24 protein-coding genes are annotated in these 24293 nt (G+C 72.6%); 6 read left to right on the top strand and 18 right to left on the bottom strand.

What is annotated here, in order from left to right; genetic code table 11:
- Nucleotides 1-27: 27 nt before the first annotated feature.
- From IH00_RS0124625 to IH00_RS0124635, 3 genes are all read right to left on the bottom strand, one after another.
- Complete coding sequence (locus IH00_RS0124625) at nucleotides 28-1173, bottom strand: MFS transporter (protein WP_031077147.1); 1146 nt, start codon at nucleotides 1171-1173, stop codon at nucleotides 28-30.
- 76 nt (nucleotides 1174-1249) lie between these two features.
- Nucleotides 1250-1852: a dihydrofolate reductase family protein gene (locus IH00_RS0124630; RefSeq protein WP_031077150.1), complete on the bottom strand. Its 603-nt coding sequence runs from the start codon at nucleotides 1850-1852 to the stop codon at nucleotides 1250-1252.
- A 156-nt stretch (nucleotides 1853-2008) separates the two neighbouring features.
- Nucleotides 2009-2791: a hypothetical protein gene (locus tag IH00_RS0124635; RefSeq protein WP_031077153.1), complete on the bottom strand. Its 783-nt coding sequence runs from the start codon at nucleotides 2789-2791 to the stop codon at nucleotides 2009-2011.
- Nucleotides 2792-3490: 699 nt separating this feature from the next.
- On the opposite strand from IH00_RS0124635, the gene IH00_RS0124645 reads away from it, so the two are divergent.
- Nucleotides 3491-4297, top strand: coding sequence for a maleylpyruvate isomerase family mycothiol-dependent enzyme (locus IH00_RS0124645; RefSeq protein ID WP_031077156.1), 807 nt, complete (start codon nucleotides 3491-3493; stop codon nucleotides 4295-4297).
- Between the two features lie 76 nt (nucleotides 4298-4373).
- On the opposite strand, the gene IH00_RS0124650 is transcribed toward IH00_RS0124645, so the two are convergent.
- The 9 genes from IH00_RS0124650 to IH00_RS0124690 form a co-directional block, all read right to left on the bottom strand.
- Nucleotides 4374-4991 (bottom strand): hypothetical protein, encoded by a 618-nt coding sequence (locus IH00_RS0124650; protein ID WP_031077158.1) that lies wholly within the window; start codon nucleotides 4989-4991, stop codon nucleotides 4374-4376.
- A 176-nt stretch (nucleotides 4992-5167) separates the two neighbouring features.
- Nucleotides 5168-5818 carry a TetR/AcrR family transcriptional regulator gene (locus tag IH00_RS0124655; protein WP_031077161.1) on the bottom strand — a complete coding sequence of 217 codons (651 nt, stop codon included), beginning with the start codon at nucleotides 5816-5818 and terminating at the stop codon, nucleotides 5168-5170.
- Between the two features lie 126 nt (nucleotides 5819-5944).
- A complete protein-coding gene (locus IH00_RS0124660) occupies nucleotides 5945-7294 on the bottom strand; it encodes a dicarboxylate/amino acid:cation symporter (protein ID WP_420710917.1) in 1350 nt (449 codons plus the stop codon).
- 347 nt (nucleotides 7295-7641) lie between these two features.
- Nucleotides 7642-7896 carry a DUF4229 domain-containing protein gene (locus tag IH00_RS0124665; RefSeq protein ID WP_234334949.1) on the bottom strand — a complete coding sequence of 85 codons (255 nt, stop codon included), beginning with the start codon at nucleotides 7894-7896 and terminating at the stop codon, nucleotides 7642-7644.
- A gap of 113 nt (nucleotides 7897-8009) precedes the next feature.
- Complete coding sequence (locus tag IH00_RS0124670; protein WP_031077168.1) at nucleotides 8010-8537, bottom strand: GNAT family N-acetyltransferase; 528 nt, start codon at nucleotides 8535-8537, stop codon at nucleotides 8010-8012.
- 19 nt (nucleotides 8538-8556) lie between these two features.
- Nucleotides 8557-9210 (bottom strand): UdgX family uracil-DNA binding protein, encoded by a 654-nt coding sequence (locus tag IH00_RS0124675; protein WP_031077171.1) that lies wholly within the window; start codon nucleotides 9208-9210, stop codon nucleotides 8557-8559.
- 53 nt (nucleotides 9211-9263) lie between these two features.
- Nucleotides 9264-10427 carry an aminofutalosine synthase MqnE gene (gene mqnE, locus IH00_RS0124680; RefSeq protein ID WP_031077172.1) on the bottom strand — a complete coding sequence of 388 codons (1164 nt, stop codon included), beginning with the start codon at nucleotides 10425-10427 and terminating at the stop codon, nucleotides 9264-9266.
- A gap of 93 nt (nucleotides 10428-10520) precedes the next feature.
- Nucleotides 10521-10976, bottom strand: a complete 456-nt coding sequence (locus IH00_RS0124685; protein ID WP_031077173.1) for an Lrp/AsnC family transcriptional regulator — start codon at nucleotides 10974-10976, stop codon at nucleotides 10521-10523.
- Nucleotides 10977-11086: 110 nt separating this feature from the next.
- Entirely contained in the window at nucleotides 11087-11752 is a 666-nt protein-coding gene (locus tag IH00_RS0124690) for a UbiX family flavin prenyltransferase (RefSeq protein ID WP_031077174.1), read from the bottom strand.
- Between the two features lie 94 nt (nucleotides 11753-11846).
- Here IH00_RS0124690 and IH00_RS0124695 point away from each other — a divergent pair, with 94 nt between their 5' ends.
- Nucleotides 11847-12467, top strand: coding sequence for a rhomboid family intramembrane serine protease (locus IH00_RS0124695; RefSeq protein ID WP_031077175.1), 621 nt, complete (start codon nucleotides 11847-11849; stop codon nucleotides 12465-12467).
- A gap of 28 nt (nucleotides 12468-12495) precedes the next feature.
- Here IH00_RS0124695 and mqnP read toward each other — a convergent pair whose 3' ends face one another.
- Genes mqnP through IH00_RS0124710 form a run of 3 tightly spaced genes read right to left on the bottom strand, consistent with a single transcriptional unit; the run spans nucleotide 12496 to nucleotide 15334 of the window.
- On the bottom strand, nucleotides 12496-13416 hold the full coding sequence (gene mqnP, locus IH00_RS0124700) for a menaquinone biosynthesis prenyltransferase MqnP (RefSeq protein ID WP_031077177.1): 921 nt from the start codon (nucleotides 13414-13416) through the stop codon (nucleotides 12496-12498).
- Nucleotides 13416-13886, bottom strand: a complete 471-nt coding sequence (locus tag IH00_RS0124705) for a hypothetical protein (RefSeq protein ID WP_031077178.1) — start codon at nucleotides 13884-13886, stop codon at nucleotides 13416-13418. Before IH00_RS0124705 ends, mqnP begins: the two co-directional genes overlap by 1 nt.
- A complete protein-coding gene (locus IH00_RS0124710; RefSeq protein WP_031077180.1) occupies nucleotides 13883-15334 on the bottom strand; it encodes a menaquinone biosynthesis decarboxylase in 1452 nt (483 codons plus the stop codon). Before IH00_RS0124710 ends, IH00_RS0124705 begins: the two co-directional genes overlap by 4 nt.
- Before the next feature lie 89 nt (nucleotides 15335-15423).
- Here IH00_RS0124710 and IH00_RS0124715 point away from each other — a divergent pair, with 89 nt between their 5' ends.
- The 4 genes from IH00_RS0124715 to IH00_RS0124730 all read left to right on the top strand — a co-directional run bounded on the left by IH00_RS0124715 (nucleotide 15424) and on the right by IH00_RS0124730 (nucleotide 20785).
- Nucleotides 15424-15819, top strand: a complete 396-nt coding sequence (locus IH00_RS0124715) for a PLD nuclease N-terminal domain-containing protein (RefSeq protein WP_031077182.1) — start codon at nucleotides 15424-15426, stop codon at nucleotides 15817-15819.
- 326 nt (nucleotides 15820-16145) lie between these two features.
- Nucleotides 16146-18209 carry a hypothetical protein gene (locus IH00_RS0124720; RefSeq protein WP_039947400.1) on the top strand — a complete coding sequence of 688 codons (2064 nt, stop codon included), beginning with the start codon at nucleotides 16146-16148 and terminating at the stop codon, nucleotides 18207-18209.
- Between the two features lie 5 nt (nucleotides 18210-18214).
- Entirely contained in the window at nucleotides 18215-19765 is a 1551-nt protein-coding gene (locus tag IH00_RS0124725; RefSeq protein WP_031077187.1) for a type 1 periplasmic-binding domain-containing protein, read from the top strand.
- A 129-nt stretch (nucleotides 19766-19894) separates the two neighbouring features.
- The gene (locus tag IH00_RS0124730) at nucleotides 19895-20785 is read left to right on the top strand and encodes an SDR family oxidoreductase (protein WP_031077189.1); all 891 of its coding nucleotides are present in this window, start codon (nucleotides 19895-19897) and stop codon (nucleotides 20783-20785) included.
- A gap of 49 nt (nucleotides 20786-20834) precedes the next feature.
- Here the strand turns inward: IH00_RS0124730 and IH00_RS0124735 are convergent, their stop codons facing one another.
- From IH00_RS0124735 to resB, 3 genes are all read right to left on the bottom strand, one after another.
- Nucleotides 20835-21347, bottom strand: a complete 513-nt coding sequence (locus IH00_RS0124735) for an SRPBCC domain-containing protein (protein WP_031077190.1) — start codon at nucleotides 21345-21347, stop codon at nucleotides 20835-20837.
- A gap of 61 nt (nucleotides 21348-21408) precedes the next feature.
- The gene (gene ccsB / locus IH00_RS0124740) at nucleotides 21409-22494 is read right to left on the bottom strand and encodes a c-type cytochrome biogenesis protein CcsB (protein WP_031077193.1); all 1086 of its coding nucleotides are present in this window, start codon (nucleotides 22492-22494) and stop codon (nucleotides 21409-21411) included.
- A complete protein-coding gene (gene resB / locus IH00_RS0124745) occupies nucleotides 22491-24290 on the bottom strand; it encodes a cytochrome c biogenesis protein ResB (protein WP_031077195.1) in 1800 nt (599 codons plus the stop codon). The genes ccsB and resB overlap by 4 nt, the downstream gene beginning before the upstream one ends.
- Between the last annotated feature and the right edge of the window lie 3 nt (nucleotides 24291-24293).

Consider the following 24293-nt stretch of genomic DNA (forward strand, 5'->3'; position numbering starts at 1 on the left):
CGGACGGGACTGCGCGGACGACAGACCCTAGGTCCGCCGCAGCAGGTGGCGGGCCAGGCCCAGGCCGGCCAGGACCGCGACCAGCGCGCTCACGCCCGGCCAGCCCACGTGGGTGTACGCGCGCGTGGCGGCCCACGAGCCGAAGCCGCCGCCGAGGAACGCGCACACCATGTAGGCGGTGTTGAGGCGGCTGCGCGCCTCGGGGCGCAGGGCCCAGATCCGCACCTGGTTCGCGACCATGCCGGACTGCATCGCGACGTCGAGGAGCAGGGTGCCCAGTGCCAGGGCCGCAAGGCCCACCGCCCCGCCCAGGCCGCCCACGGCGAGGACGGCGGCGGAGAGGACGACGGCGAGGAAGCAGACGAGGTTGACCGCGTCGGGGCCCCGCCGGTCGACGCGGCGCCCCGCGGCCGGGGTGGCCAGCATGGTGGCGACGTTGACGAGCGCGAGGACACCGACGGCCTGGGCGCCGAACCCGTACGCCGGCCCCGTCAGCAGCAGCGCCGCACCGGTCCACACGGCGGTGAACGCGCCGAAGACCGTCGCCTGGTAGAGGCAGGAGCGCCGCAGCTCCGGCTCGTCCCGCAGCAGGCGCAGCGTGGCGGCGAGCAGTTGCGGGTACGGCTGCCGTGCCGCGGGCCCGGTCGTCGGCAGGGTGCGGGCCAGTACCGCCGCGACGGTCAGGGAGGCGGCCGCGGCGAGCACGTAGGGCGCCCGCCAGCCCAGCCACTCGCCGAGCGCCCCGCCGGCGGCCCGGGAGAGCAGCATGCCGCCGATGGAGCCCGCCAGCAGCGTGCCGGTGACGGCCCCGCGTCGCTCCTCCGGCACCAGCCCGGCGGCCATGGGCGCGACGAGCGGCGCGACGACGGTGGTCACGCCGATCAGCACGCTCAGCCCGGCGAGCGCCCCCAGGCCCGGCGCGGCGCTCGCCGCGAGCAGGCCCGCGCCGCTGACCCCGAGCAGCGTGGCGATCAGCGGGCGGTGCGGCACGCGGTCGCCGAGCGGTACGAGGAGGAAGATGCCGGCCGCGTACCCGAACTGCGCCGCCGTCACGACGAGCGCGGCCGTGTCGGCCGGTACGCCCAGACCGGCGGCGACGAGGGGGGTGACGGCCTGCGGGAAGTAAAGGTTGCCGACCGCCACTCCGCAGGCAACGGCCAGAAGGAGCACCATGGGCCTGCTCAGGGCGGTCTGTTTCCGGGTCGGCACCGCCCAAAGATCACCCGGCGCGGTGCCGTCGCACAATCGTTTATGCGGGACGCACCCGGTAGCGCAGGTGCGTCACGTCCGTGCCCTCCGCGACGGAGACGGGCCCCTCCAGCTCGTACGGCGCGCCCTTGAGGTCCGTGAAGAACGGCGTCCCGCCGCCGAGCAGCACCGGCACCAGGTCGATGCCGACCTCGTCCAGGAGTCCCGCGTCGAGGCACTGCTGGGCGATGGTGCCCGCGTTGACGCCCACGTTCCGGTCCCCGGCGAGCTCGCGCGCCAGCGCGACGGCGGCCTCCACCCCCTCGGTGACGAAGTGGAACGGCGCCCCTTCGCGGGGCCAGCCGTCCGGCACCGTGTGGGTGACCACGACGACGGGCACGCCCATCGGATGGTTGCCGCCCCACCCGTCGGTCAGGTCGAACAGCTTCCGCCCCACGACGAGCGCCCCGGTCTCCCGCACGAGCCGCCGCCAGTGCGTGGCGCTCACCTCGGTGAGCCGGAAGGTCAGCTCGGGGTGGGTGGTCCGGACCGTCACGTCGCCGTTGTCGTACCACTTGAACAGCTTGTCGAAGCCCGTCTCGTCGGGGCCGGAGATGTACCCGTCGAGGGACATGCTGGCGCCGGTGTACACCGTGGTGGTCATGGTGCTGCTCCTTCGGTGGGTCGTCGGGAGGGTGGACCGGCGCGGCGGGCGGAACTCATCGGTCCCGCCGGCTCCCCCGCGCGGGAAGGGCCCCCGCGGCCTCGCCGCGAGGGCCCTTCCGCACGGAGGGCCGGGGCCCGGCCCGGCCGTGCGCCGTCACTCCTTGGGAACGGTCCCCGTGCACTGGGAGAACGCCTTCTGCTCCAGGCACCGGAACAGCGGGCTCCACGCGCTGCTCGCGTCGGCCGCGCCCGCGGACACCGTGTCGGCGCAGGACTGGTCCTTCACGCCCCAGAGGGATCCGTCCGTCCAGCCGGCCTCGCGGGTCCGGTTCTCCACCGAGGTGAGGCAGGCGGCCGGCGCCTTGAGACGCTTGAGCTCCTCGACGAACTGCCGGTGCTTCGGATCCGTGAGGGAGCCGTGCAGCCGGTTCAGCTTCCCCTTGGCCCGGTTCCGCTGCTTGGAGTCGGGGCTCTGCAACGACTTCACCGAGGCGAAGTTCTCCTCCAGGACCTTTCTGATCCTCACCTGGTCCTGGGGCTTCTCCGGCCTGGACTGCGGGGACTGAAGGGCCGTCAGTCCAGCGCTGGCCGACCCCAGGTGTGCGAGGGTGAGAGCGCGCGTCTCCGGCGGCATGTCCGCCGCCTCGAGACCCTTCATCGCGTCGACCATCAGCCACCCGATCCTCTTGTACGACTTCTTGTCCTCCTCCGGGGTCTCCGGGTCCAGGGCCCCTCTCAGCGCCTCGGTCATCCCCGCCACGATCGTCGTGAGCTGGGCCTTCTCCTCCGGTGTCGTGCCGGAGTCCTGAATGGTCCTCAGCGTCGAGGCCATCTGCGTGAGGACCCTGTGGAGACCGGCCTTGTCCTTCGGCGACGTACCGGGGTCCTTGAGCGCGGCCCGCACCTTCTCCAGCGTGTCGCCGAGTTCGTCCTTCACTTCCCCTTGCACGTCGAGCTCGGCGATCCGGTTCCGGAGGTCCTTCTCCTCCTCAGGGGTCAGCTGCGGCGGTGACTCCGGGGGGTCCTCGGGTGGTGGCGGCGGATCGGGCGGATCAGGTGGATCCGGCGGATCCGGCGGCGGGGGAGGTGGATCGGGCGGATCCGGCGGATCCGGCGGATCCGGCGGATCTGGCGGCGGCGGAGGCGGATCGGGTGGATCCGGCGGCGGCGGAGGCGGATCAGGCGGATCCGGCGGCGGCGGAGAGGGCTGGGCGGGCAAGGAGGTGACGGACCCGGTGACGGCGCCGCCGGGCGCGGCCACGGCAGAGGTGACGCCTGCCGGCAGTGCCAGCGCGGCGGCCAGGCAGGAGGTACCGACGAAGCGGGAAAGGCGGCGCCGGGCGGTCTTCGGCATGAGGGTTCCAGGTGCGCTCTGTGGTGTGCTGCTGTGCCCCGCTGGCCGGCGCGGCCGCGCGGGCCACCCGGGGACACCGGAGTCATGGCTCGACGGTGTGCAGGCTTGCAGCAACCACTCTCACCCGGCCGGGTGACTCCCGCAAGCGGGCGCCCCGGCGCGCAGGGCCCTCGCACCGGCCGGGACGACGTCCGCGGGGGGCGGATCCCGCCGGCGTTGCGGTGCCGGGCGTCCGGCGTAGCGTGGATCGTGTCCCGGGGCGTACCCCCAAGGAGCCGCGCCATGGCCACTCCCACGATCGCGTCCGCCCTCGCCGTCCCCCGCACGCCGCCCGTGCGGGCGCGGGCGGTGAACGCCGCGGAGGTCCGGGCGATGACGGCCGCGCTGGGCCGGGTGGCTCCCGGCGACTGGTCGCGCGGGACCGCCTGCGAGGGCTGGACCGTGCGGGACGTCACCGCTCATGTGGTGGCGCAGTACGAGGAGTTGTCGCGGCCGTGGCTGATGGCAGGCCGGGTGCTCCGGGCCCGGCGGCGGTATCCGCACCTGACACCGCTCCACGGCCACAACCTGTGCCAGGTCGATGCCCGGCGCTCCGTCCCGCCGCACCGGCTGGTCGCACTGCTGGCCCGCTTCGGCCCGCGCGGCGTAAGCGCGGTGGACCGCGTCCCGCCCTCGGTGCGGCGGCGGATACGGCTGAGCCGGCTGTTCCCCGAGTCCAGGGAGCTCGCCGAGGACTCCTTCGACTACCTGGCCCGGGTGCTGATCAGCCGCGACACGTGGATGCACCGGGTCGACATCTGCGACGCCACCGGCCAGGAGTTGGTCCTGCGTGAACACGACGGCGAGGTCGTCGCCCAGGTGGTGCTGGACCTCGCCCTGCGCTGGGACGGCCCTCCGGCACTCCTGGACCTCGCGGGCCCGGCGGGGGGCCGCTGGCTCCTGGGCCGCGGCGCCCCCGCCGTGACCGTCCACGCGGACGCCGTCACCCTGCTGCGCCATCTCTCCGGTCGTGCCCCGCGCGGAGGCATCGTGTGCGAGGGGGACGCGGACGCGCAGGCGGCGGTGATGGCGGCGCGAGTGGTGTTCTGACGCGGTCATGGTGCCGGACCGTCCGCCGGGCGGACGGTCCGTCAGGAGGCGAGGCCTCCGCCGCACGGACGGCCCGTCAGGAGGAGGGGCGGCGGACCACCAGCATCGCGACCTCGAACTCCTCCAGCGACCGCACGGTCGCCCGGGCCTTGGACGTCGCGTCACCGCGCAGGGCCGCCACGGGGGCCCGGGAGGCCGCGAGGCTGTCGCGGTCGGCGTAGAGCGCACCCACGGCGCCGCGCCCGCCGGCGCGGTCGATGAGCAGCGAACCGCCGAGGAACCCCTGCATGGCCTGGAGCCTGGGCAGGGCGCCGTTCTGGAAGGCGTCCACCAGGAGGTCCGCGTCGGAGGGAGCGAACTCCATCCGGACCAGCCTGAAGCACGCGCCCTCGCCGGCCGACTCGGGTCGCGAGGCGACCGCCGCCTCCCAGTTGTCGACCGTCACCGTCGTCGCGAAGGGTGCGAGCATCCGTGAGCGCAGCTCCGCCATGCGCTCGGCGCCGGCCCGCAGCGCCTCCTCGTCCGCCCACCACGTCCCGGTCATGAGCTTGCCGAGCTCCCGGTCCACGAACAGCCCCGCGCCCCGGAAGCCGGCCTCCTCCTCCAGCCGCTCCCTGCCCTCCGTGGTCAGCGCCTGCACGGCCTGGTCGAGCGTGGCCGGATCACCTGTCGCGTAAGTCGTCCGTACGAACATGACTCCATGCGACGCCCGGTCCGCACGGCGGGCAAGGCGGCCGGGTTCATTCGGGTGAGGGGCCCCTCACGGCCGCTCCGGGACCGCCCTCACGCCCTGGCCGCCCGCCACCGTCACGTACGCCGCCGTCCCCACCGAAGGAACGCTCCAGCTGCGCGGCGGCTGGACCTTCCACCTCACCGGCTCGGTGACCAGCGCTGCCCGTCCATGAGGTTCCCGAGCCCCGTCCAGGCGAAGTTCATCAGCGTCGCCGCGGCCTCCTTCGCGGCGACCCCCGGGGTCTCGTTCGCCCACCCGGCGAGCGACTCCGCCGCGCCGACCAGCGCCTGGGCGAGGCCCGCCACGTCGCGGTCGCCGAAGGACGACTCCTGCTGCGCCTCGCGTGCGGCCGCACCGATCAGTTCGGTGACGAACGCCGCGATGTCGTCGCGCATCGCCGCCACCTCCGCGGCGAACGGCTCGCCATGGGTGCGTGCCTGCCGGTGCAGGATCGCCCAGCCGTCGGGGTTCTCGGCGGTGTGCGTGAAGAACGCCGTCAGGCCCGCCCACAGCTGCCGGTCGGCCGGCAGCCCGGGCCGGACCGCGGCGCGGACGGCGGCGACCAAAGCGGCGGCCTCCCGCCGGATGCACGCCGTGAACAGCTCCTCCTTGGAGTTCAGGTAGAGGTACACCAACGGCTTGGACACGCCCGCCAGTTCGGCGATCTCGTCCATGGACGCCGCCCGGTAGCCCCGCTGCCCGAAGGTCCGTACCGCCGCGTCCATCATCTGCTGCTCGCGCACGGCCCGCGGCATCCGCTTCGGCTTCGCACCCGCTCCCGTGCTCATCACGGCCCCTACCTCCTACCCTTCGGTAGCCACACAGCCTAAGGCGTGCGGGCGCGCACGCCGGTGCCCCCGGCCCTCCGCTCGGACGCGAGGGGGGCCGGGGGCACCGACAGGGGCGGGCGGGCGTCAGGCGGTGGCCGGCACGGACACCTTCTGCTCGGCCTCGCGCACGCCGAACGCCTCGTCCTCCTCGTCGACCGGGGAGGCGGTGGCCGCGTTGTACGCGTCGAGGTCGAGGATCTTCTCGCGGGCGGCGACGACGACCGGGACCAGGGCCTGGCCGGCGACGTTCGTGGCCGTGCGCATCATGTCCAGGATCGGGTCGATCGCCATCAGCAGGCCCACGCCCTCCAGCGGCAGCCCCAGCGTGGAGAGGGTCAGCGTCAGCATGACCGTCGCGCCGGTCAGACCGGCCGTGGCCGCGGAGCCGATGACCGAGACGAAGGCGATGAGCAGGTAGTCGCCGATGCCCAGCTGTACGTCGAAGATCTGCGCGATGAAGATCGCGGCGAGCGCCGGGTAGATCGCGGCGCAGCCGTCCATCTTCGTCGTGGCGCCGAACGGGACGGCGAAGGAGGTGTACTCCTTCGGCACGCCGAGACGCTCGGTGACCTTGACCGTCACCGGCATGGTGCCGACGGACGAGCGGGAGACGAACGCGAGCTGGATGGCCGGCCAGGCGCCCTTGAAGAACTGCAGCGGGTTGAGCTTGGCGACGGTCGCCAGCAGCAGCGGGTAGACGCCGAACAGCACCAGGGCGCAACCGATGTAGACGTCGGCGGTGAAGGTGGCGTACTTGCCGATGAGGTCCCAGCCGTAGTCGGCGATCGCGTAGCCGATGAGGCCGACGGTGCCGAGCGGCGCGAGCCGGATGACCCACCACAGGGCCTTCTGGAGCAGCTCCAGCACGGACTCGCTGAGCGTGAGCACCGGCTGGGCCCGGTCACCGAGCTTCAGGGCGGCGATGCCGGCGACGGCGGCCATGAAGACGATCTGCAGCACGTTCAGCTCGGTGAACGGCGTGATGACGTCCGTCGGGACGATGCCGGTGAGGAAGTCCAGCCAGGAACCGGCGTGTTCCGGCTTCTCGCCGTCCTTCGGCGTCAGACCGGTCCCCGCGCCCGGGTTCGTGAGCAGGCCGATCGTGAGGCCGATGGCCACGGCGATCAGCGATGTGATCATGAACCAGAGCAGGGTGCGGCCCGCGAGGCGGGCGGCGTTGTTCACCTTCCGCAGGTTGGTGATCGACACCAGGATGGCGAAGAAGACGAGCGGTGCGACGGCCAGCTTCAGCAACTGGACGAAGATGTGGCCCACCTTGTCGAGCGTGGTGTAAAGCCACTGCACGTCATAGGTGCGGGTGACCCAGCCGAGGACGACGCCGAGCACGAGACCGGCGACGATCTGGGCCCAGAAGGGCACCTTGGGGACGGATATGCGGCGGGCGGGCTTCTCGGTGCTCGCGGACGCGGACACGGACACACTCCAGTGAGGGCGTATCGGGGAATACGGGACAGGATGGGGTGGGTGCGGCGCACGCGCGCTTCAGGCGGCGCCGCTGCATGATGCCGGGTCAGACCTCGCGGCAACAGACCGCGGACATACAGCGGCACAAATCGACATGCAGGCGCGCCACGAGCGGGAGGCTCATGGCTTCACGGGGGCGCACAGCTGTCTTCACGCCGAACACGTTAACACTTGTACTTTGAGACCCTCAAAGCACTTCTTTGGGTCGGCTTGCTCCATGAACGCCAACACCCCCGTGCGAAGCGCGGCTTCGGCACGGGGGTGCGGACGGGCTGTGGGCTACGTCACGGCGCTGCTCACTGCGCGGTGGCGTCCTCCTGGGACCTGCTGGCCTCCAGCCGCGCCTTCACGCCGTCGACCTTCGGCGCGATCTGCGCGGACATCGCGTCCCGCTGCTTGCGCAGCAGGACGAAGCTGAGGGGCGCCGAGATGACGATCGAGAGCAGCAGGACCCACAGGAGGTTGGAGTCACCGAGCCCCCGCGGCAGGACTCCGGCGTACACCAGGCCCCACAGGGCGAAGAAGCAGCCGGCGAAGATGCCGAAGCGCATGAGGGTGTAGCGGATGGTGGCGCTCGTCCAGGCGGCAGCGGACACGGCGGGGCCTTCCTTCTTCCTGTTCGCTCGGTTGCCCATCCAGTGAAGCACGTGCCGTTTGGATCATTTCAGGGGGTGAGCGGCAGATACATGATGATGTCGTCACGGTCGTCACCCTCGGCGACCCGGATCGCGCCCGGGATGCGCCCGACCTCCTTGTACCCGCAGGAGGCGTAGAACCGGTCGACGCCGGTGCCGCCGCGGCAGGTGAGCCGTATCGCCTCGATGCCGCCGAAGCCGCGCACGGCCGCCTCCGTCGCGGCCATCAGGTCCCGCCCGTACCCCTTGCCCTGGTGGCGGGGGTGCACCATCACCGTGTAGAGCCACACCCAGTGGGTCATCAACCGGTGCGTGTTGTACGTGATGAAGGCGGTGGCGGCGACGGCCCCGTCCTCGTCGTACCCGGCCAGCAGGCGCGTGCGGCCCTCCTCGATGGCGACGAGGTGCTTGACCCACTCCGGGCGGACGTCGTCGGGGACCACCGGGGGGACGAAGCCGACGGAGCCGCCCGCGTTGGAGACGTCCGTCCACAGGCGGAGGACGCCGTCGCGCAGGGCGGCGTCGATACGCGGGTCGAGGGCGAAGGTCAGTGGCATGCCCTCGACGGTAGACGACTCACCCCAGGGCCCGGGCGGCCATCCGCAGGTCGGACACCAGCCCCGCGTAGACCGCCTCGCGGTCGTCCGCGCGCAGCACGGCGGACGGGTGGACGGTGGCCAGCAGGGTCTCGCCGCGGTCCTCGTACGGCAGGAGCATGCCGCGCTGCCTGGTCACCCGGAAGCCGGAGCCGAGCAGCGCTTTCCCGGCGGTCGCGCCGAGCGCGACGATGATCTCCGGGTCGACGAGCCGCACCTCCGCGTCGAGCCACGGCTTGCAGGCGCTCATCTCCCGCAGGCTGGGCGCCTTGTGGATGCGGCGCTTGCCCCGCTCGGGGACGATCTCGAACTTGAAGTGCTTGACGGCGTTGGTGGTGTACGTGTCGCCGGGGTCGATCCCCGCCTCGGCCAGCGCCCGCGCCAGCACCTTGCCCGCGGGCCCGACGAACGGCGCCCCCTGCCGGTCCTCCTGGTCGCCCGGCTGCTCGCCGACGAGCAGCACCCGGGCGTGCGCGTTCCCCGCGCCGAACACGGTCTGCGTGGCGTCGCGGTGCAGCGGGCAGCCCCGGCACCCGGCGGCGGCCTCGCGCAGCGCCTCGATGCCGCCGCGCCCGGGCACGAAGGGCTCGGCGGTGTACGCGTCCTCCGGGGCGGTCCCCGTACGACCGGCCATGCGCCCCGGGTACCCACCCGGGGCGCGGACGAACGGGCCGGAGTTGCGGCAGGTCAGACGCGCATCGGCTGCGGGGTCTCCCGGCGGCCGGCGTCCGGGCCCGGGTACTCGCGGATGATCTCGTAGCGGGTGTTGCGCTCCACCGGGCGGAAGCCGGCGTCGCGGATCAGCTCCAGCAGGTCCTCACGGCTGAGCTTGTTCGGGGTGCCGTAGTTGTCCGCGTCGTGCGTGATCTTGTACTCGACGACCGAACCGTCCATGTCGTCGGCGCCGTGCTGGAGCGCCAGCTGCGCGGTCTGCACGCCGTGCATGACCCAGAAGACCTTGACGTGCTGGACGTTGTCGAAGAGGAGCCGCGAGACCGCGAAGGTCTTCAGCGCCTCCGCGCCCGTCGCCATGGTGGTGCGCGCCTGCAGGCGGTTGCGGATCTTGCCGTCCTGCATGTCGACGAAGTCGTGCTGGTAGCGCAGCGGGATGAAGACCTGGAAGCCGCCGGTCTCGTCCTGGAGCTCACGCAGCCGCAGCACGTGGTCCACGCGGTGGCGGGGCTCCTCGATGTGGCCGTACAGCATCGTGCACGGGGTCTTCAGCCCCTTCTCGTGCGCGAGCCGGTGGATCCGCGACCAATCCTCCCAGTGGGTGCGGTGGTCCACGATGTGCTGGCGCACTTCCCAGTCGAAGATCTCCGCGCCGCCTCCGGTCAGCGACTCCAGGCCGGCCTCGATCAGCTCGTCGAGGATCTCGGAGGCGGACAGCCCGGAGATGGTCTCGAAGTGGTGGATCTCGGTCGCCGTGAACGCCTTCAGGGAGACGTTCGGCAGCGCCTTCTTCAACTCGCTGAGGGAGCGCGGGTAGTAGCGCCACGGCAGGTTCGGGTGGAGCCCGTTGACGATGTGCAGCTCGGTGAGGTTGTCGTTCTCCATCGCCTTGGCGAGGCGGACGGCCTCCTCGATGCGCATGGTGTACGCGTCCTTCTCGCCCGGCTTGCGCTGGAACGAGCAGTACGCGCACGACGCCGTGCACACGTTCGTCATGTTGAGGTGCCGGTTGACGTTGAAGTGCACGACGTCGCCGTTCTTGCGCGTGCGCACCTCGTGGGCGAGACCGCCGAGCCAGGCCAGGTCGTCCGACTCGTAGAGGGCGATGCCGTCCTCGCGGGTCAGCCGCTCCCCGGACCGGACCTTCTCCTCCAGCTCGCGCTTGAGCCCCGCGTCCATGTCAGGCCGCCTCCCATACGTGTGTCAATCGGGCCTGCCCCACCGTACTCCCCCGCCTTCCGCAGGCGGGCGGAGCCCCGTCGAGGCAGTGCGTCACGCCTCCTCGGGCAGGTCGCCGACCCGGTTCTCCCACTTCGTGGACAGCACGATGGTGGTGCGCGTGCGGGACACGCCCTTCGTGCCCGACAGCCGCCGGATCGTCTTCTCCAGGCCGTCCACGTCCGTCGCCCGCACCTTGAGCATGTACGAGTCGTCGCCCGCGATGAACCAGCAGTCCTCGATCTCCGCGAGGTCCCGCAGCCGGCGCGCCACGTCCTCGTGATCGGCGGCGTCCGAGAGCGAGATGCCAATCAGTGCCGTGACGCCCAGGCCGAGGGAGGCGGAGTCGACGGTGGCGCGGTAGCCGGTGATGACGCCCGCCGCCTCCAGGCGGTTGATGCGGTCGGTGACGGAGGGCCCGGAGAGCCCGACCAGCCGGCCGAGCTCGGCGTACGAGGCCCTGCCGTTCTCCCGCAGGGCCTGGATGAGCTGCCTATCCACGGCGTCCATATGCCTGAAGCCTTCCATCTGGTCAGCGAAACCGCGCGTTTGAGTGTCAATCTAAGGCATGCGAGGTCGGCACCCCGCACCACATCTTTACGGAACGCCGCGAGGCGCCGTCATTCGTTCCGGGAGGCCCCGAGCTCCCCTCTCCAACGGCGGTACAGCCCGTGCGGCACGCCCGCCGCGTCCAGCACCCGTCCGGCGACGAAGTCCACCAGGTCCTGGATGTGGGTCGCGCCCGCGTAGAACGCCGGGGACGCCGGGAGGACCACCGCGCCCGCCTCGTCCAGCGCCACCAGGTGCTTCAGCGTCTGCCCGCTCAGCGGGGTCTCCCGCACCGCCACCACCAGGGGGCGCCGCTCCTTCAGCGTCACGCTCGCCGCCCGCTGCAGCAGGTCCTTCGACAGGCCCAGCGCCACCCCGGCCACGGCGGCGGTGGACGCGGGCACGATCAGCATCCCCTTGACGGGGTACGAACCCGACGACGGCCCCGCGGCCAGGTCGCCCGCCGCCCAGTGCCGCACGTCGTCCACCCGCACCGGGAACGTCCCGGGCTTGCCGTCGGCGCCCCGCGCCAGCCACTCCCGCAGGTCCTCGCGCCAGTGCGCGTCGCGGAAGGCGATCCCGGTCTCGTCGAGCAGCGTCAGCCGCGAGGCCCGGGACACCACGAGGTCCACGCTCTCACCCGCCGCGAGCAGGCCGCGCAGCACCGCGGCGGCGTACGGCGTCCCCGACGCCCCGGACACCCCGACGACCCAGGGAACGCGCTTGCCGACAGTCATGCGCCCGAGCCTATCCGGCCGGGCAGGCGGGGAACCGGCCAAGGTGCCCGGACGTTTCCCGAGGTGGGAGCACGCCATACCGCAGGGGGCCGCGATGACGGGGACGACGGGCCGCGAGCCCGGGGCACGGAGCGGCGCCGGCCGGGTCTGGGCGGCCGCGCAGCTGATGCTGGCCTGGGTGGCGCTGCTGTGGGTGCTGGAGGCCGTGGACCTGGCGACCGGCCACGCCCTGGACGGGTACGGCATCAGCCCGCGGGAGGTCACCGAGCTGCGCGACCTCGTCCCCGCGGCGTTCCTGCACTTCGGCTTCGGCCACGTCGCGGCGAACACCGTGCCGCTGCTGGTCCTCGGCTTCCTCGCGGCGCTCGGCGGCATCCGCCGCTTCCTGGCCGTCGCCGCGCTGATCGTGGTCGTCGACGGGCTGGGCGTGTGGCTCGTCTCCCCGTCGTACAGCGTCACGGCGGGCGCGTCGGGGTTGATCTTCGGCCTCTTCGGCTACCTGGTGTTCCGCGGTTTCGTGGACCGCAAGGCGCTGGACATCGGCGTGGGCCTGCTGATCGGCGCCGTCTGGGGCAGCACGATCCTGCTCGGCATATCCCCCACCCAGTCCGGCGTGAGCTGGCAGGGCCACCTCTTCGGCCTGGTGGCGGGGGTGGCGGCGGCCTTCGTCTTCCGCCGCCGCACCCGCGGGGCACCGGCGCTCACACCGGTCTGACCCCGGTCCGGCGCCCTCCGCCGGACCGTCAGACCGTGAGCCCGCGCACCAGCAGGTCGATCAGCGCGCACACGAAGAGGCTGATCCCGATGAAGCCGTTCGTCGTGAAGAACGCCCGGTTCAGGCGCGACAGGTCGTGCGGCCGGACGATGGTGTGCTCGTAGACGAAGGCGACGGCCACGACGGCCAGGCCCGCCCAGAAGAAGGCGCCCGCGTCCGTGACCAGGGCGTACCAGACCAGCAGCGCGGTCGTCACGACGTGGCACGCCCGCGCGCCGTACAGCGCCGCCGGGATGCCGAAGCGGGCGGGGACCGACATCACGCCGTGGGCGCGGTCGGCCTGGACGTCCTGGCAGGCGAAGATCAGGTCGAACCCGCCGATCCAGACGCCGACGGCGAGCCCCAGGACGACCGCGTCCCAGGACCAGGCCCCGGTGACCGCGAGCCAGGCGCCGACCGGGCCGATGGCCTGGGCGAGGCCGAGGATGGCGTGCGGGTAGTTGGTGAAGCGCTTGCCGTACGGATAGACCACCATCGGCACGACGGCCAGCGGCGCGAGCGCCAGGCACAGCGGGTTCAGCAGGGCCGACGCGCCCAGGAAGACCGCCAGCGCCACCAGCGCCCCGGTCCAGGCCGAGCGCACGGACACCGCTCCGGTCACCAGCTCGCGTCCCGCGGTGCGCGGGTTCCGCGCGTCGATCTCCCGGTCGATGATCCGGTTGCAGGCCATGGCGAAGGTCCGCAGGCCCACCATCGCGACCGTGACCAGCAGCAGGGTCGGCCAGTCGATCGTCCGGTCGAGCTCGTACATCGCGGTGAGGGAGGCGATGTACGCGAAGGGCAGCGCGAAGACCGAGTGCTCGATCATCACCAGCCGCAGGAAGGCCTTCACCTTGCCGGTGGAGCGCGGCGCCGGGCCGGAGCCGACGACCCCGTCGGTGGTCGTCATCACGCGAGACTCCCGAGGAACGCGTCGAGATCGGCCAGGAGCCCGGCGGTGGGCACGGGGCCCGTCTCCACCGTCAGCGTGGTGCCGGGGTCGTCGGGCGGGGTGACGCGCACCGTGAACGCGCAGGCGTTCGCGCCCGCCGGGCGGGCGTCCAGGCGCAGCACGGCCCCGCCGTCGACGGTGAACGGCCCGGAGGCGGCGGCGAGCTCGGCGCGCAGCGTCCCGGCGAAGCCGGCGGGCTCCACGTCGCGCACACCGGGCAGCTCGAAGCCGTCGCCCTCGCCGCCGGTCTCGACCATGACCATCCAGACGTCCCCGGGGCCGGCGAACTCCTCGGGCGGGACGCCGGCCTCCGCGGCCGCGGCCCGCACGCCCGGGTCGGCCGGGTCCAGCGCGGGGCGCACCAGGGCCACGTAGTCGGTGTCGGTGCCGATGAAGAGGGCCGGGCCGCCGGCATCGACGGGGCTCACAGGCCGTACTCCTTCCAGCGGCGGTCCACCAGCGCGGCCGTCGCCGGGTCGGACTCCACCATGTCCGGCCAGCCGCCGTCGCGGGTGTAGCCCTCCTCGGGCCACTTCCTCGTCGCGTCGATGCCCGCCTTGCCGCCCCAGAACTGCTGGTAGGAGGCGTGGTCGAGGTGGTCGACCGGGCCTTCGACGACGGTCAGGTCACGGGCGTAGTCGGTGTTGCCGAGTGCTCGCCAGGAGACCTCGTGCATGTTGCGGACGTCGCAGTCGGCGTCGACGATCACGATCAGCTTGGTCAGCGACATCATGTGCGCGCCCCAGATGGCGTGCATGACCTTCTGCGCGTGCTTCGGGTACTTCTTCTCGATCGAGACGATCGCGCAGTTGTGGAAACCGCCCGACTCCGGCAGGTGATAGTCCACGATGTCCGGCACGATGATCTTCAGCAGCGGCAGGAAGAAGCGTTCCGTCGCACGGCCCAGCGGTCCGTCCTCGGTCGGCGGGCGGCCGACCACGATCGACTGGAGCAGCGGACGCTTCCGCATCGTCACGCAGTCGATCGTCAGCGCCGGGAACGGCTCCTGCGGGGTGTAGAAGCCGGTGTGGTCGCCGAACGGCCCCTCGGGGAGCATCTCGCCCGGCTCCAGCCAGCCCTCCAGCACGACCTCGGCCTGCGCGGGCACCTGGAGCGGCACGGTCTTGCAGTCGACCATCTCGATCCGCTTGCCCTGGAGGAATCCGGCGAACAGGTACTCGTCGATGTCCTCCGGCAGCGGCGCGGTCGAGGCGTACGTCACGGCCGGCGGGGCACCGAAGGCGATGGCCACCGGCAGCCGCTCCCCGCGCCGCGCGGCGACCTGGTAGTGGTTGCGGCTGTCCTTGTGGATCTGCCAGTGCATGCCGATGGTGCGCTTGTCATGGCGCTGGAGCCGGTACAGACCGAGGTTGCGGATGCCGTTCTCGGGGTGCTTGGTGTGGGTCAGGCCCAGGTTGAAGAAGGAGCCGCCGTCCTTGGGCCAGGTGAAGAGCGCCGGGAGCCGGTCCAGGTCCACGTCGTCACCGCGCAGCACGACCTCCTGCACGGGCGCGTCCTTGACCTTCTTCGGCGGCACGTGCGTCATCGCGCCCAGCTTGCCGAAGGCCTCCCGTACGCCCACGAAGCCGTGCGGCAGCTCGGGCCTCAGCAGCCCGCCGATCTTCGCGCTGATCTCGTCGTACGACTTCAGGCCCAGCGCCTTCAGCAGCCTCCGGTCCGTCCCGAAGACGTTCATCGCGAGCGGCATGTCGGAGCCCTTGACGTTCTCGAAGAGCAGCGCCGGGCCACCGGACTTCTGCACCCGGTCGACGATCTCCCCGACCTCCAGATACGGGTCGACTTCGGCCTTGATGCGCTTGAGGTCGCCTTCGCGGTCCAGGGCCCTGAGCAGCGAGCGGAGATCGTCGTAAGCCATGGGGTCAAGTATCCGCCACCGGCTACTCTGGCCCTGTCACCGGGGCTGTCGAAACGCGGCCCGCCGAAGCTTCCAGGGGGCTGTCCCACATGCTCAGGGCACTGATGTACATCCTGCCGCTGGCGCTGACGATCTACGCGTTCATCGACTGCCTGAACACGCCCGAGGACGAGGCCAAGCACCTGCCGAAAGTGGCGTGGATCTTCATCATCCTGCTCTTCTGGGTGGTCGGCCCGATCGTCTGGTTCGCCGCCGGCAAGATGCGCCACGCCCCGGCCGGCGGCCGCACCCCCTCCGAATGGCATCGCAACCACCGCATGGAGTGGGTCGCCCCGGACGACAACCCCGAGTTCCTGAAGTCGCTGCGCGCGGAGAACGAGAAGGACGAGGCGCTCCTGAAGGACTGGGAGGCCGACCTGCGCCGCCGCGAGGAGGAGCTGAAGAAGCGCGAGCAGGACGGCGACGACGACCCGAAGAAGTCCTGAGCCGCACCCCGCCGGAGCACGCCCCGGCCCGGGCGGGCGGGGCCGTGGGCCGGACCGTCGCCCGTACCGGTTGCCGTACCGGAACCGATCGCCCCGCGGGAGGGGGCGCCCCCTGGCCTGTGGAGCCCCGGGGCACCGGGTCCGGAGGCGTGCGGCAGCACCCCGGTCCGCTCGGCCCCCGGTAGCGGCCCGGTGCGAACGGCTCGATGCGAACGCATCGGAGGGATCGGCGCGAACGGATCGGTGCGATCGGATTCCCGTGATGCTTCTCGCGCCCAGCGGTTCGAAAGTAACCTTGGTCTGACACTGAGTCACGGGGGGTGGCGGTGGACAGACAGCTGTACGGCCGCGAGGCGGTTCTCGAAGCGCACGGTCTCGCCGCACGCCTGACCGGGCTCACCCCGTACAGCTTCGCCAGGACCGAGTACGAGCACGGCGACGACCCACCGGTCACCGTGTTCACCGGCGGCCGCGGCATGGGCAAGACCGCGCTGCTCAAGCAGCTCCGCAACGCCTACCGCGGCGGCACCCCGCTCGCCCTGCTCGACTGCGCGCACATCGAGCCGCCCCTGGACCACGGCCCCGGCTGGACACCGCTCACCGGCGCGCTCGCCGAGCTCGCCGTACAGCTGTCGCCGAAGGTGCACGCGGCGAAGGCGGTGCAGTTCCCGCGGTTGTCGCTGGGGCTGGCGGCCGTGGCGGCCATCAGCTGGTCGCAGGAGGACGACGAGCGGGCCCGGCGCGACCTGCAGCGCCTCGGCCCCGTCCTGGCGACCGTCGACGAGGCGAAGGGCGCGGCCACCACCTGGGTGTCCAAGGTGCTGGCCAAGCTCGCCGCGACCGCAGCCGGGACCACCGCGCCGCTCGCCGGACTCCTCGCGGAGGCGACGGTGGAGACCGTCCTGGAGGAGGTCTTCGGCCGCTACCAGCGCAAGTCCGAGACCTGGTACGGCACGTACCGAAACGCGGGCGGCAACGGCAAGATAGGGCTCCACCAGCTCGCCGTCGACTTCGAGCAGGGCGGGCGCCGCCGCGCCGAGGCCGAGGGCTTCCTGGTCGGCGCGCTCGTCGAGGACCTCCGGCGCGCGTACACGGGCCTGGCCCACCGCGGCACCCGGCGCGGCCGCCCGCTCCTGCTCCTCGACAACGCGCACGTGCCGCTCGGCCGCCGGCTCATCGAGCCGGTCCTGCGGGACCGCAACGACGGCCGGCGCGACCAGCTCGTGGTCGTCGCCGCCTCCCGCGACCGCGACCACGAGGGGCTGCGCCGCGCCACCCGCCTCAGACTGCCGGAGGTCGCGCACCGGGCGCCCTGCCCGCGCGGCACCGACATCACCTCGGGAATCCTCGCCGTGAAGCTCACCCCGCTGAGCGCCGCCCACACCCGGGACGCCTTCGACCGGTACGACCCGGCCGGCCGCACCCCCGCCGAACTGCCCGGCGCGGTGCACCGGCTGACGGGCGGACGGCCGCTCGGTGTCGTCCTGCTGGGCCGGGCGGCCGGTGAGGCGCCCGCCCGCGAGCGCGGCCGGCTCACCCCGGCGGCGCTGCTGGACCTGACCGTCGAGCTCCGCGAGGACGCCCCCGCCGCACCCGTCGCCGACACTCTCCTGGCCGCGCTCATGCCGGAACTGCGCCCCGACGCGCCCGCGGTGCTCGCCGCCGCCCACGACGAGGAGTCCGCACGGCTGCTGGCCCGCACCCGGCTGCGCGCCCAGTCCGTGGACGGGGACCCCGCCCTGCTGGTCCGCGACGCGCTGCGGGCGGACGGCTGGTCCACCGGGCCCGAGCGCTTCGTCGCCGACCCGCTGCTGCGGGCCCTGCTGCTGCACCGGCTGCGGTTCCACGACGGCGACCGCCCCGCGTACGCCGCCTGGCGCGCCGTGTACGAGACGCTGCACCGGCACTACGGGCCGGACCCGACCCCGCACCGCCTCCAGCAGGAGCTGGCGCTCGGCCGGACCGAGGAGGCGGTGACCCGGCTGGCGGCCCGGTTCCCGGAACCGGACGTGCGGGGCTGGCTGGACCGGCTGCGCTTCATCACCGCGGCGCCGTACCCGCGCGAGCAGCACCGCTCCGGCCCCGACCCGCGCCGCGCCCTGGCGCTGGGCGAGGACCCGGGCGGGCCGCCGCCGGACGGGCTCGACGCGGACGGGGTGGCGCTGCACCTGTGCGTCCGGCGGCTGCTGCACGCCGTGTGGCTGCTGACCGATCCGCTGGCCCTGCCCGACGACGGGGTCGTCGACAAGCTGGCGCACGAGCTGCGGCAGCTCTCGGGCCGGCACCTGACCGGCCACAGCGCACTCTGGGACGCGGCCACCCGCTGGCCGAGGGACATCCGTGCCTGGCGGGCGCTGTCGGTGCCCCCCGGCCCGGGGGACGGAGCCTGACCGCCATGGCGAACCCGCTGCGCTACCGCGTCTTCTACACCACCCGCCAGAAGATCGTCACCAGTGTCGTGGTGCTGGCCCTCCTCGCCTGGGGCGCCTTCACCGTGATCGACCGGGCGACGACTCCGGAGGACCGCTCCTGCGCCCCGGGGGTCGCCCGCCCGCAGGGCAGCGAGGAGTGCGTCGGCGTCTCCGGGGACGGCCACGACTTCCGGGTCCCCGGCCTCACCGCCGTCGCGAAGGCGATCGCCCGCGAGAACGGCCGGCTGAAGGCGGGCGAGTACGCCACGGTGGCGCTGATGCTGCCGCTGACGTCCACCAGCGCCGGCATGCGGATCAAGGTGCTGCACGAGGTGCAGGGCGCCTACGCCCAGCAGTACCGCGCCAACCACGCGTCGAACGGCCAGGTCCCGCGGATCCGGCTGGTCCTCGCCAACACCGGCAACGGCAACGCCCACTGGCGTACCACGGTGGCGCAGCTCAAGGGCATGACCGGTGCCCCGCACCAGCTGCGCGCGGTCTCCGGCATAGCCACCAGCAGCGCCCCGGTCCGGGATGCCGTGACCGAGCTGACCGGAGCCCGTATCGCCGTCGTCGGCACCACCATCACCGCCGACGACCTCGCCAACAGCTCCAGCGCCACCCCCTTCCCCGGCCTGGCCCGGGTCTCCCCCACCAACACCGACGAGGCCCGCGCCCTCGCCAACTTCGGGAAGGTGGACGCGGGGAAGGCGCTCCTGGTCCACGACACGCGCACCGGCGACCACTACACGGACACGCTCAAGCGGGCCTTCACCGCCCTGCTGAAGGACGCCCCGTACGAGCCGCAGCTGTTCACCTCGCCGGAGAACCAGACCGACGACGGCACCACGGCCAACACCTTCCGCCGGATCACCGACCTCGTGTGCGACACCCGGGCGGAGACGCTGTTCTTCGCCGGACGCCACACCCAGCTGCGGCAGTTCATCAACGCGCTCGGCGGGCGCGGCTGCACGCACCGGAAGTTCACGTTGCTGACCGGTGACGAGGGCTCGTACCTCGGCGCCGACCGGCGGCTCGACCCGACCGCGCTCGACAACGGGGTGACCGTCCGCTACGCCGCCCTCGCGCACCCCGACGCCTGGCGGGCGGTCGCGGGCCGCCCGCTGCCGTCGACGGGCGGCTCGCCCGGCGCGTACGCGGAGTTCGAGCGGATGATGCGGGCCGTGAGCGGCACGACGTACGGACCGGTGGGCCCGGTGGAGCTCGCGGACGGGCAGTCGATCATCGCGTACGACGCGATGGCCGCGGCCGTGCTCGCGATCCGGGAGGCGACGCCGGAGGGCGCGAAGCTGCCGCTGCTGGGGGACGTGGGGCGGCAGTGGCCGCAGGTGAAGGGGTCGCTGCGGGTGTCCGGGGCGAGCGGCTGGATCTGCCTGGACAACGCAGGCAACCCGTACAACAAGGCCGTACCGGTGGTGCAGCTGGCCCGGGACGGCACGCCGCGCTTCGTCCAGATCGCCTGGCCGGAGGAGAAACCGCCGCCGGCCGACTGCCTGCCGCCCCGCCGGCCCTAGGTCGGCCACCGGGGGTCGCGGTCCTCGCGCCGGGGCGTCCGCGCCCGCCGTCGCCGACGGGCCGCCCGCCCCGGCTGCCCGTAGCGTGGGAGGGCGCCTTCGTATCCCCACGGCTGAGGGAGTCGCCGCATGACAGCGCAAGCGAACCCGCTCCGCGGCCGCACGGCGGTCGTGACGGGAGCGGCCCGGGGCCTGGGGGAAGCCATCGCCGTGTGCCTGGCCGACCGCGGCGCCAAGGTGGCGCTGCTCGGGCGCGAGGAGGAGTCCCTCGCCCGGGTCGGGGAACGGCTGCCGACCGAGTCGTCGTGCTGGGAGGTCGACGTCACCGACGATGCGGGCATGGCGCGGGTCGCCGCCGAGGTCCGGGAACGGCTGGGCCCCCCGTCCGTGGTCGTGGCGAACGCCGGCCTGGCCGAGGGCGGGCCCTTCGCGGAGTCGGACCCGGCCGTCTGGCGCCGGGTGGTCGAGGTCAATCTGGTGGGCAGCGCCGCCACCGCCCGCGCCCACCTTCCGGCGCTCTTCGAGACGTGCGGATACTTCCTCCAGGTCGCCTCCCTCGCCTCCATCGGTGCCGCGCCGATGATGAGCGCGTACTGCGCCTCCAAGGCCGGGGTCGAGTCGTTCGCCCACTCCCTGCGCGCGGAGGTCGCCCACCGGCGGGTCGGGGTGGGCATCGCGTACATCAACTGGACCGACACGGACATGATCCGGGACGTCGACGCCCACGCGGTGCTGCGGGAGCTGCGCGGCCACATGCCCCCGCCCGCCCGCAGGGTGTATCCGGCGCCGTACGTGGCGGAGCGGCTGGTCCGTGCGGTCGAGCGGCGGCGTCCCGCGGTGTACGTGCCGTCCTGGCTGCGGGCGACGCAGCTCGTCCGGGCGGCCATGCCGCCCGTGGTCACGCTGCTCTCCCGCCGGGAGCTGCCCCGGCTTGCCGCCGTTCACCCGTTCGAGCCCACGGGCCTCCTGGGAGCGGGCGGCCTCGCCGACGCCTCGGCGCCGCGCGCCACGGAACGCTGACCCGGGGAGACCCGGACAGCGGGGGTCCCGCGGGTCGGCTCGCAGCGGGTCAGCTCGCGTCGAAGTCGCGGGCCTCGTACTTGTCGCGCAGCTCCTGCCAGCGCTCCCTGGACCAGGACGACCAGTCGGCCGGCTTGCCGGCCAGCGCGTCGACGAGGTACGTGAAGTGGTCGTGCCACCCGGCCAGGCTGTCCAGCCGCCGGTCGTCGGTGCCCCGGAACTCGTTGAGGAACCGCAGCACCGTGCCGTCCCGGCCGCCGCCGGGCTCCAGGTGCATCCGGATGCGGCCGTGCACCTCGACGGTGTACTCGGCGATGCGCTCGACGTCCCAGGCGGTGACCGTGCCGGACGCCACGGTGCCGCTGTTGAGCCAGCGCAGGGTCACCGGGCCGCCGAGGTGCGGTTCCAGCATCTCGGCCTCGGCCAGCCAGCCGCGCAGGCCGCCGGGGGTCGACAGGGCGAGCCAGACGCGCTCCACGGGATGCGCCAGGGGCACATCGAACCGCAGGATGTGGGTGTCGCCGCGGGTCTCGGTCGTACCGGGAGGGATCGGATCGGCCATACCTCCAGCCTGGCCCGGCCTCCCGGCCCGCGCTACCGCAGGGACTCCTCCGCGGCGCCGGTCAGACGCCCGCGTAGGAGTGCTTGCTGCTGACGAAGATGTTGACGCCGTAGTAGTTGAAGAGGAAGCAGGCGAAGGCGATCAGCGCGATGTACGCGGCCTTGCGGCCCTTCCAGCCGGCCGTGGCGCGGGCGTGCAGGTACGCGGCGTACCCGACCCAGGTGATGAACGACCACACCTCCTTGGCGTCCCATCCCCAGTAGCGGCCCCATGCGTCGCCGGCCCAGATCGCGCCCGCGATGATCGTGAAGGTCCACAGCGGGAAGATCGCCGCGTTCACGCGGTACGCGAACTTGTCCAGGCTCGCGGCGGCCGGCAGCCGCTCCAGCACGGAGCGGGCGAAGGCGCTCGGCGTGCCGCCGTCCGCCAGCTTGCCCTCGTAGGAGTCGCGGAAGAGGTAGAGGAGCGTGGCGACGGCACCCAGGTAGAAGACCGCCCCGCAGAAGATCGCGGTCGAGACGTGGATCCACAGCCAGTACGAGTGCAGGGCCGGGACGAGCTGGTCGCTCTCGGTGTAGAGCCAGGTGGTGGCGATGCCGAGGTCGAGGAGGACCGTGGTGACCAGCGGCAGGCCCATCCAGCGGACGTTCTTCCGCGCGACGAGGAAGCCGAGGTACGCGCCGACCGCCACCGTGGAGAAGGTGGTGGAGAACTCGTACATGTTGCCCCAGGGGGCCCGCTGCACCGACAGGGCGCGGGTGACGACCCCGGCGGCCTCGACGAGGAAGGCGAGGGTGGTCAGGGAGACGGCGATCCGCCCGTACAAGTCACCCTTCTCGTCCCCGCCGGCCGCGCCGGGCCCGTCCGGTACGTCACGGGCGCCCGCGGAGGCACGGGTGACGACCTGCGGCTTGTCCAGGACCGCGGTGGCCCCGCCCCGCTGCCGCACCTGGACCTGCACCGCCGGCGCGGCGGCCGCGGGGCGGGCGGTCAGGGCCGCCGCCGTGCGGCCGACCTTGCTGCGGCTGCCGAAGACCCACTCGGCGATGTGGGCGAGGAAGGCCAGCGTGTAGACGGCCATGGACGAGTAGATGAGCACGTTGCTCATCTCCGCCAGGCTCTCGTTGGTCGCGGCGGCGAGATTCACTTCCCAGCCCCTTCGGCAGGTGCCTCTTCGGCTTCTTCGGCTTCTTCGGCCTTTTCGGATTCTTCGGATCGACCGGCCTCGCCGGTTCCATCGGCCTCGCCGGTTCCATCCGGTCGGCCGGCGTCTCCGGCGGCGTCCTCCGCCGCGCCGGGCGCGGTCGGCGCCGCGGCGCTGAGCGTGGCCGCGAGACCGGCCAGTTCCTCGGGGAGCCTCGCGGACTCGCTCCTCCCCAGCCCCGCCATCTCGACGACGGTCACGCCGTCGTCACCCCGTACGGCCCGGACCCACACGCGGCGGCGCTGGATGAACAGCGAGCCGACCAGCCCGGCGATCGCGGCGATCGCACCCGCGAGGGCGAGACCGTTGCCGGGCTGCTGCGAGACCTGGAAGCTGGCCCACTCCTTGATCTCCTTCTCGAAGGTGATCGAGCCCGCCCCGTCCGGCAGCGTCATGCTGTCGCCGGGCAGCAGCGTCTGCTTGAAGATGTCGCCCTTGGCGTCCTTGAACGGCTTCATCTTGCTGGTGTTCAGCTGGTACACGTTCTGCGGCATGCCGGCGTCGACGCGCAGGTCGCCGTGGTACGCGCTGAGGTTCAGCGCGGGGAAGCCCAGGCCCGGGAACTGACTGAACATCTGGCCGTGGCCCTTGCCCGCGTACGTCGGGACGAAGAAGGCGGGGAAGCCGAGCTGCACCTTCTTGCCGGTCTCGTCCCGGTAGCCGTCCATCACCTTGATGACGCCGGTGGAGGTGATGTTGTTGTCGATCGGCAGGAGCGGGACGGCGGCCTGGTAGACGATCTCGCCCTTGCGGTCCCGGACGGTGACGACCGGCGCGTACCCGTGCGAGATCAGGTAGACCTTCGAGCCGTCGATCTCCAGCGGCTCGTTGACCCGGATGACGCTCTTCTTCTCGGGGCCGCCCGCCCGGGAGTACGTCACGTCCGCCTCGAAGGTGCGGGGGGTGCCGCGCTGCGGGCCGCTGGTCTCGTACGTACCGGTGAACCGGTCCAGGCTGAAGTGGAACGGCGCGAGGTCGTCCGCACCGGCCAGGGAGCCGAACTTGATGTCGTCGTACTGGGTGAGGGTGTTGGAGAAGCCGTCGCCCTCGACGATCAGCTTGCCGCCCTCGGTCTTGAACAGCTGGCCGGTGGCGAAGGCCACCAGCATGACGATGAGCGCGACGTGGAACAGCAGGTTGCCGACCTCGCGCAGGTAACCCTTCTCGGCGGCGACGGCGTCACCGGTCGCGTGGGCGCGGAACCGCCGCTTCTTCAGCAGCGCCAGCGCCGCCTCCCGCACCTCCTCGGGCGCGGCGTCCGTGCGCCAGGTGGCGTACACCGGCATGCGGGTCAGGCGCTTCGGCGCGGCCGGCGGGCGGCTGCGGAGCTGGCCGGCGAACTGCCAGGTGCGGGGCACGATGCAGCCGATGAGCGAGACGAACAGGAGGATGTAGATCGCCGAGAACCACACCGAGCTGTAGACGTCGAAGAGCTGCAGCTTGTCGTAGACCGGCGCGAGGACCTCGTGCTCCTCCTTGAAGGTGCGCACCTTCAGCTCGTCGGCGCTGTTCTGCGGGATCAGCGAGCCGGGGATGGCGCCGAGGGAGAGCAGGAAGAGCAGGATCAGCGCCACCCGCATGGAGGTCAGCTGGCGCCAGAACCAGCGGATCCACCCGAGGGCGCCGAGCGCCGGACCGCCGGGGCCGCTGAGCTCTTCCGTGGGAGCGGTCGACAGCTGCGACCCGGCTTCCGTCACGTCCCGCTCGGTGTCCCGCCCGGACGTCTCTGTCTTGCTCATGGA

This window comes from Streptomyces sp. NRRL S-118 (assembly GCF_000716335.1).
In the GTDB taxonomy this organism is placed as follows: domain Bacteria; phylum Actinomycetota; class Actinomycetes; order Streptomycetales; family Streptomycetaceae; genus Streptomyces.

What these genes read in the sequence shown, in the direction of transcription:
- IH00_RS0124625 (WP_031077147.1), bottom strand. Translation starts at nt 1,173, where the DNA reads ATGGTGCTCCTTCTGGCCGTTGCCTGCGGAGTGGCGGTCGGCAACCTT.
- IH00_RS0124630 (WP_031077150.1), bottom strand. Translation starts at nt 1,852, where the DNA reads ATGACCACCACGGTGTACACCGGCGCCAGCATGTCCCTCGACGGGTAC.
- IH00_RS0124645 (WP_031077156.1), top strand. Translation starts at nt 3,491, where the DNA reads ATGGCCACTCCCACGATCGCGTCCGCCCTCGCCGTCCCCCGCACGCCG.
- IH00_RS0124650 (WP_031077158.1), bottom strand. Translation starts at nt 4,991, where the DNA reads ATGTTCGTACGGACGACTTACGCGACAGGTGATCCGGCCACGCTCGAC.
- IH00_RS0124655 (WP_031077161.1), bottom strand. Translation starts at nt 5,818, where the DNA reads ATGAGCACGGGAGCGGGTGCGAAGCCGAAGCGGATGCCGCGGGCCGTG.
- IH00_RS0124665 (WP_234334949.1), bottom strand. Translation starts at nt 7,896, where the DNA reads ATGCGCTTCGGCATCTTCGCCGGCTGCTTCTTCGCCCTGTGGGGCCTG.
- IH00_RS0124670 (WP_031077168.1), bottom strand. Translation starts at nt 8,537, where the DNA reads ATGCCACTGACCTTCGCCCTCGACCCGCGTATCGACGCCGCCCTGCGC.
- IH00_RS0124675 (WP_031077171.1), bottom strand. Translation starts at nt 9,210, where the DNA reads ATGGCCGGTCGTACGGGGACCGCCCCGGAGGACGCGTACACCGCCGAG.
- mqnE (WP_031077172.1), bottom strand. Translation starts at nt 10,427, where the DNA reads ATGGACGCGGGGCTCAAGCGCGAGCTGGAGGAGAAGGTCCGGTCCGGG.
- IH00_RS0124685 (WP_031077173.1), bottom strand. Translation starts at nt 10,976, where the DNA reads ATGGACGCCGTGGATAGGCAGCTCATCCAGGCCCTGCGGGAGAACGGC.
- IH00_RS0124690 (WP_031077174.1), bottom strand. Translation starts at nt 11,752, where the DNA reads ATGACTGTCGGCAAGCGCGTTCCCTGGGTCGTCGGGGTGTCCGGGGCG.
- IH00_RS0124695 (WP_031077175.1), top strand. Translation starts at nt 11,847, where the DNA reads ATGACGGGGACGACGGGCCGCGAGCCCGGGGCACGGAGCGGCGCCGGC.
- mqnP (WP_031077177.1), bottom strand. Translation starts at nt 13,416, where the DNA reads ATGACGACCACCGACGGGGTCGTCGGCTCCGGCCCGGCGCCGCGCTCC.
- IH00_RS0124710 (WP_031077180.1), bottom strand. Translation starts at nt 15,334, where the DNA reads ATGGCTTACGACGATCTCCGCTCGCTGCTCAGGGCCCTGGACCGCGAA.
- IH00_RS0124715 (WP_031077182.1), top strand. Translation starts at nt 15,424, where the DNA reads ATGCTCAGGGCACTGATGTACATCCTGCCGCTGGCGCTGACGATCTAC.
- IH00_RS0124725 (WP_031077187.1), top strand. Translation starts at nt 18,215, where the DNA reads ATGGCGAACCCGCTGCGCTACCGCGTCTTCTACACCACCCGCCAGAAG.
- IH00_RS0124730 (WP_031077189.1), top strand. Translation starts at nt 19,895, where the DNA reads ATGACAGCGCAAGCGAACCCGCTCCGCGGCCGCACGGCGGTCGTGACG.
- IH00_RS0124735 (WP_031077190.1), bottom strand. Translation starts at nt 21,347, where the DNA reads ATGGCCGATCCGATCCCTCCCGGTACGACCGAGACCCGCGGCGACACC.
- resB (WP_031077195.1), bottom strand. Translation starts at nt 24,290, where the DNA reads ATGAGCAAGACAGAGACGTCCGGGCGGGACACCGAGCGGGACGTGACG.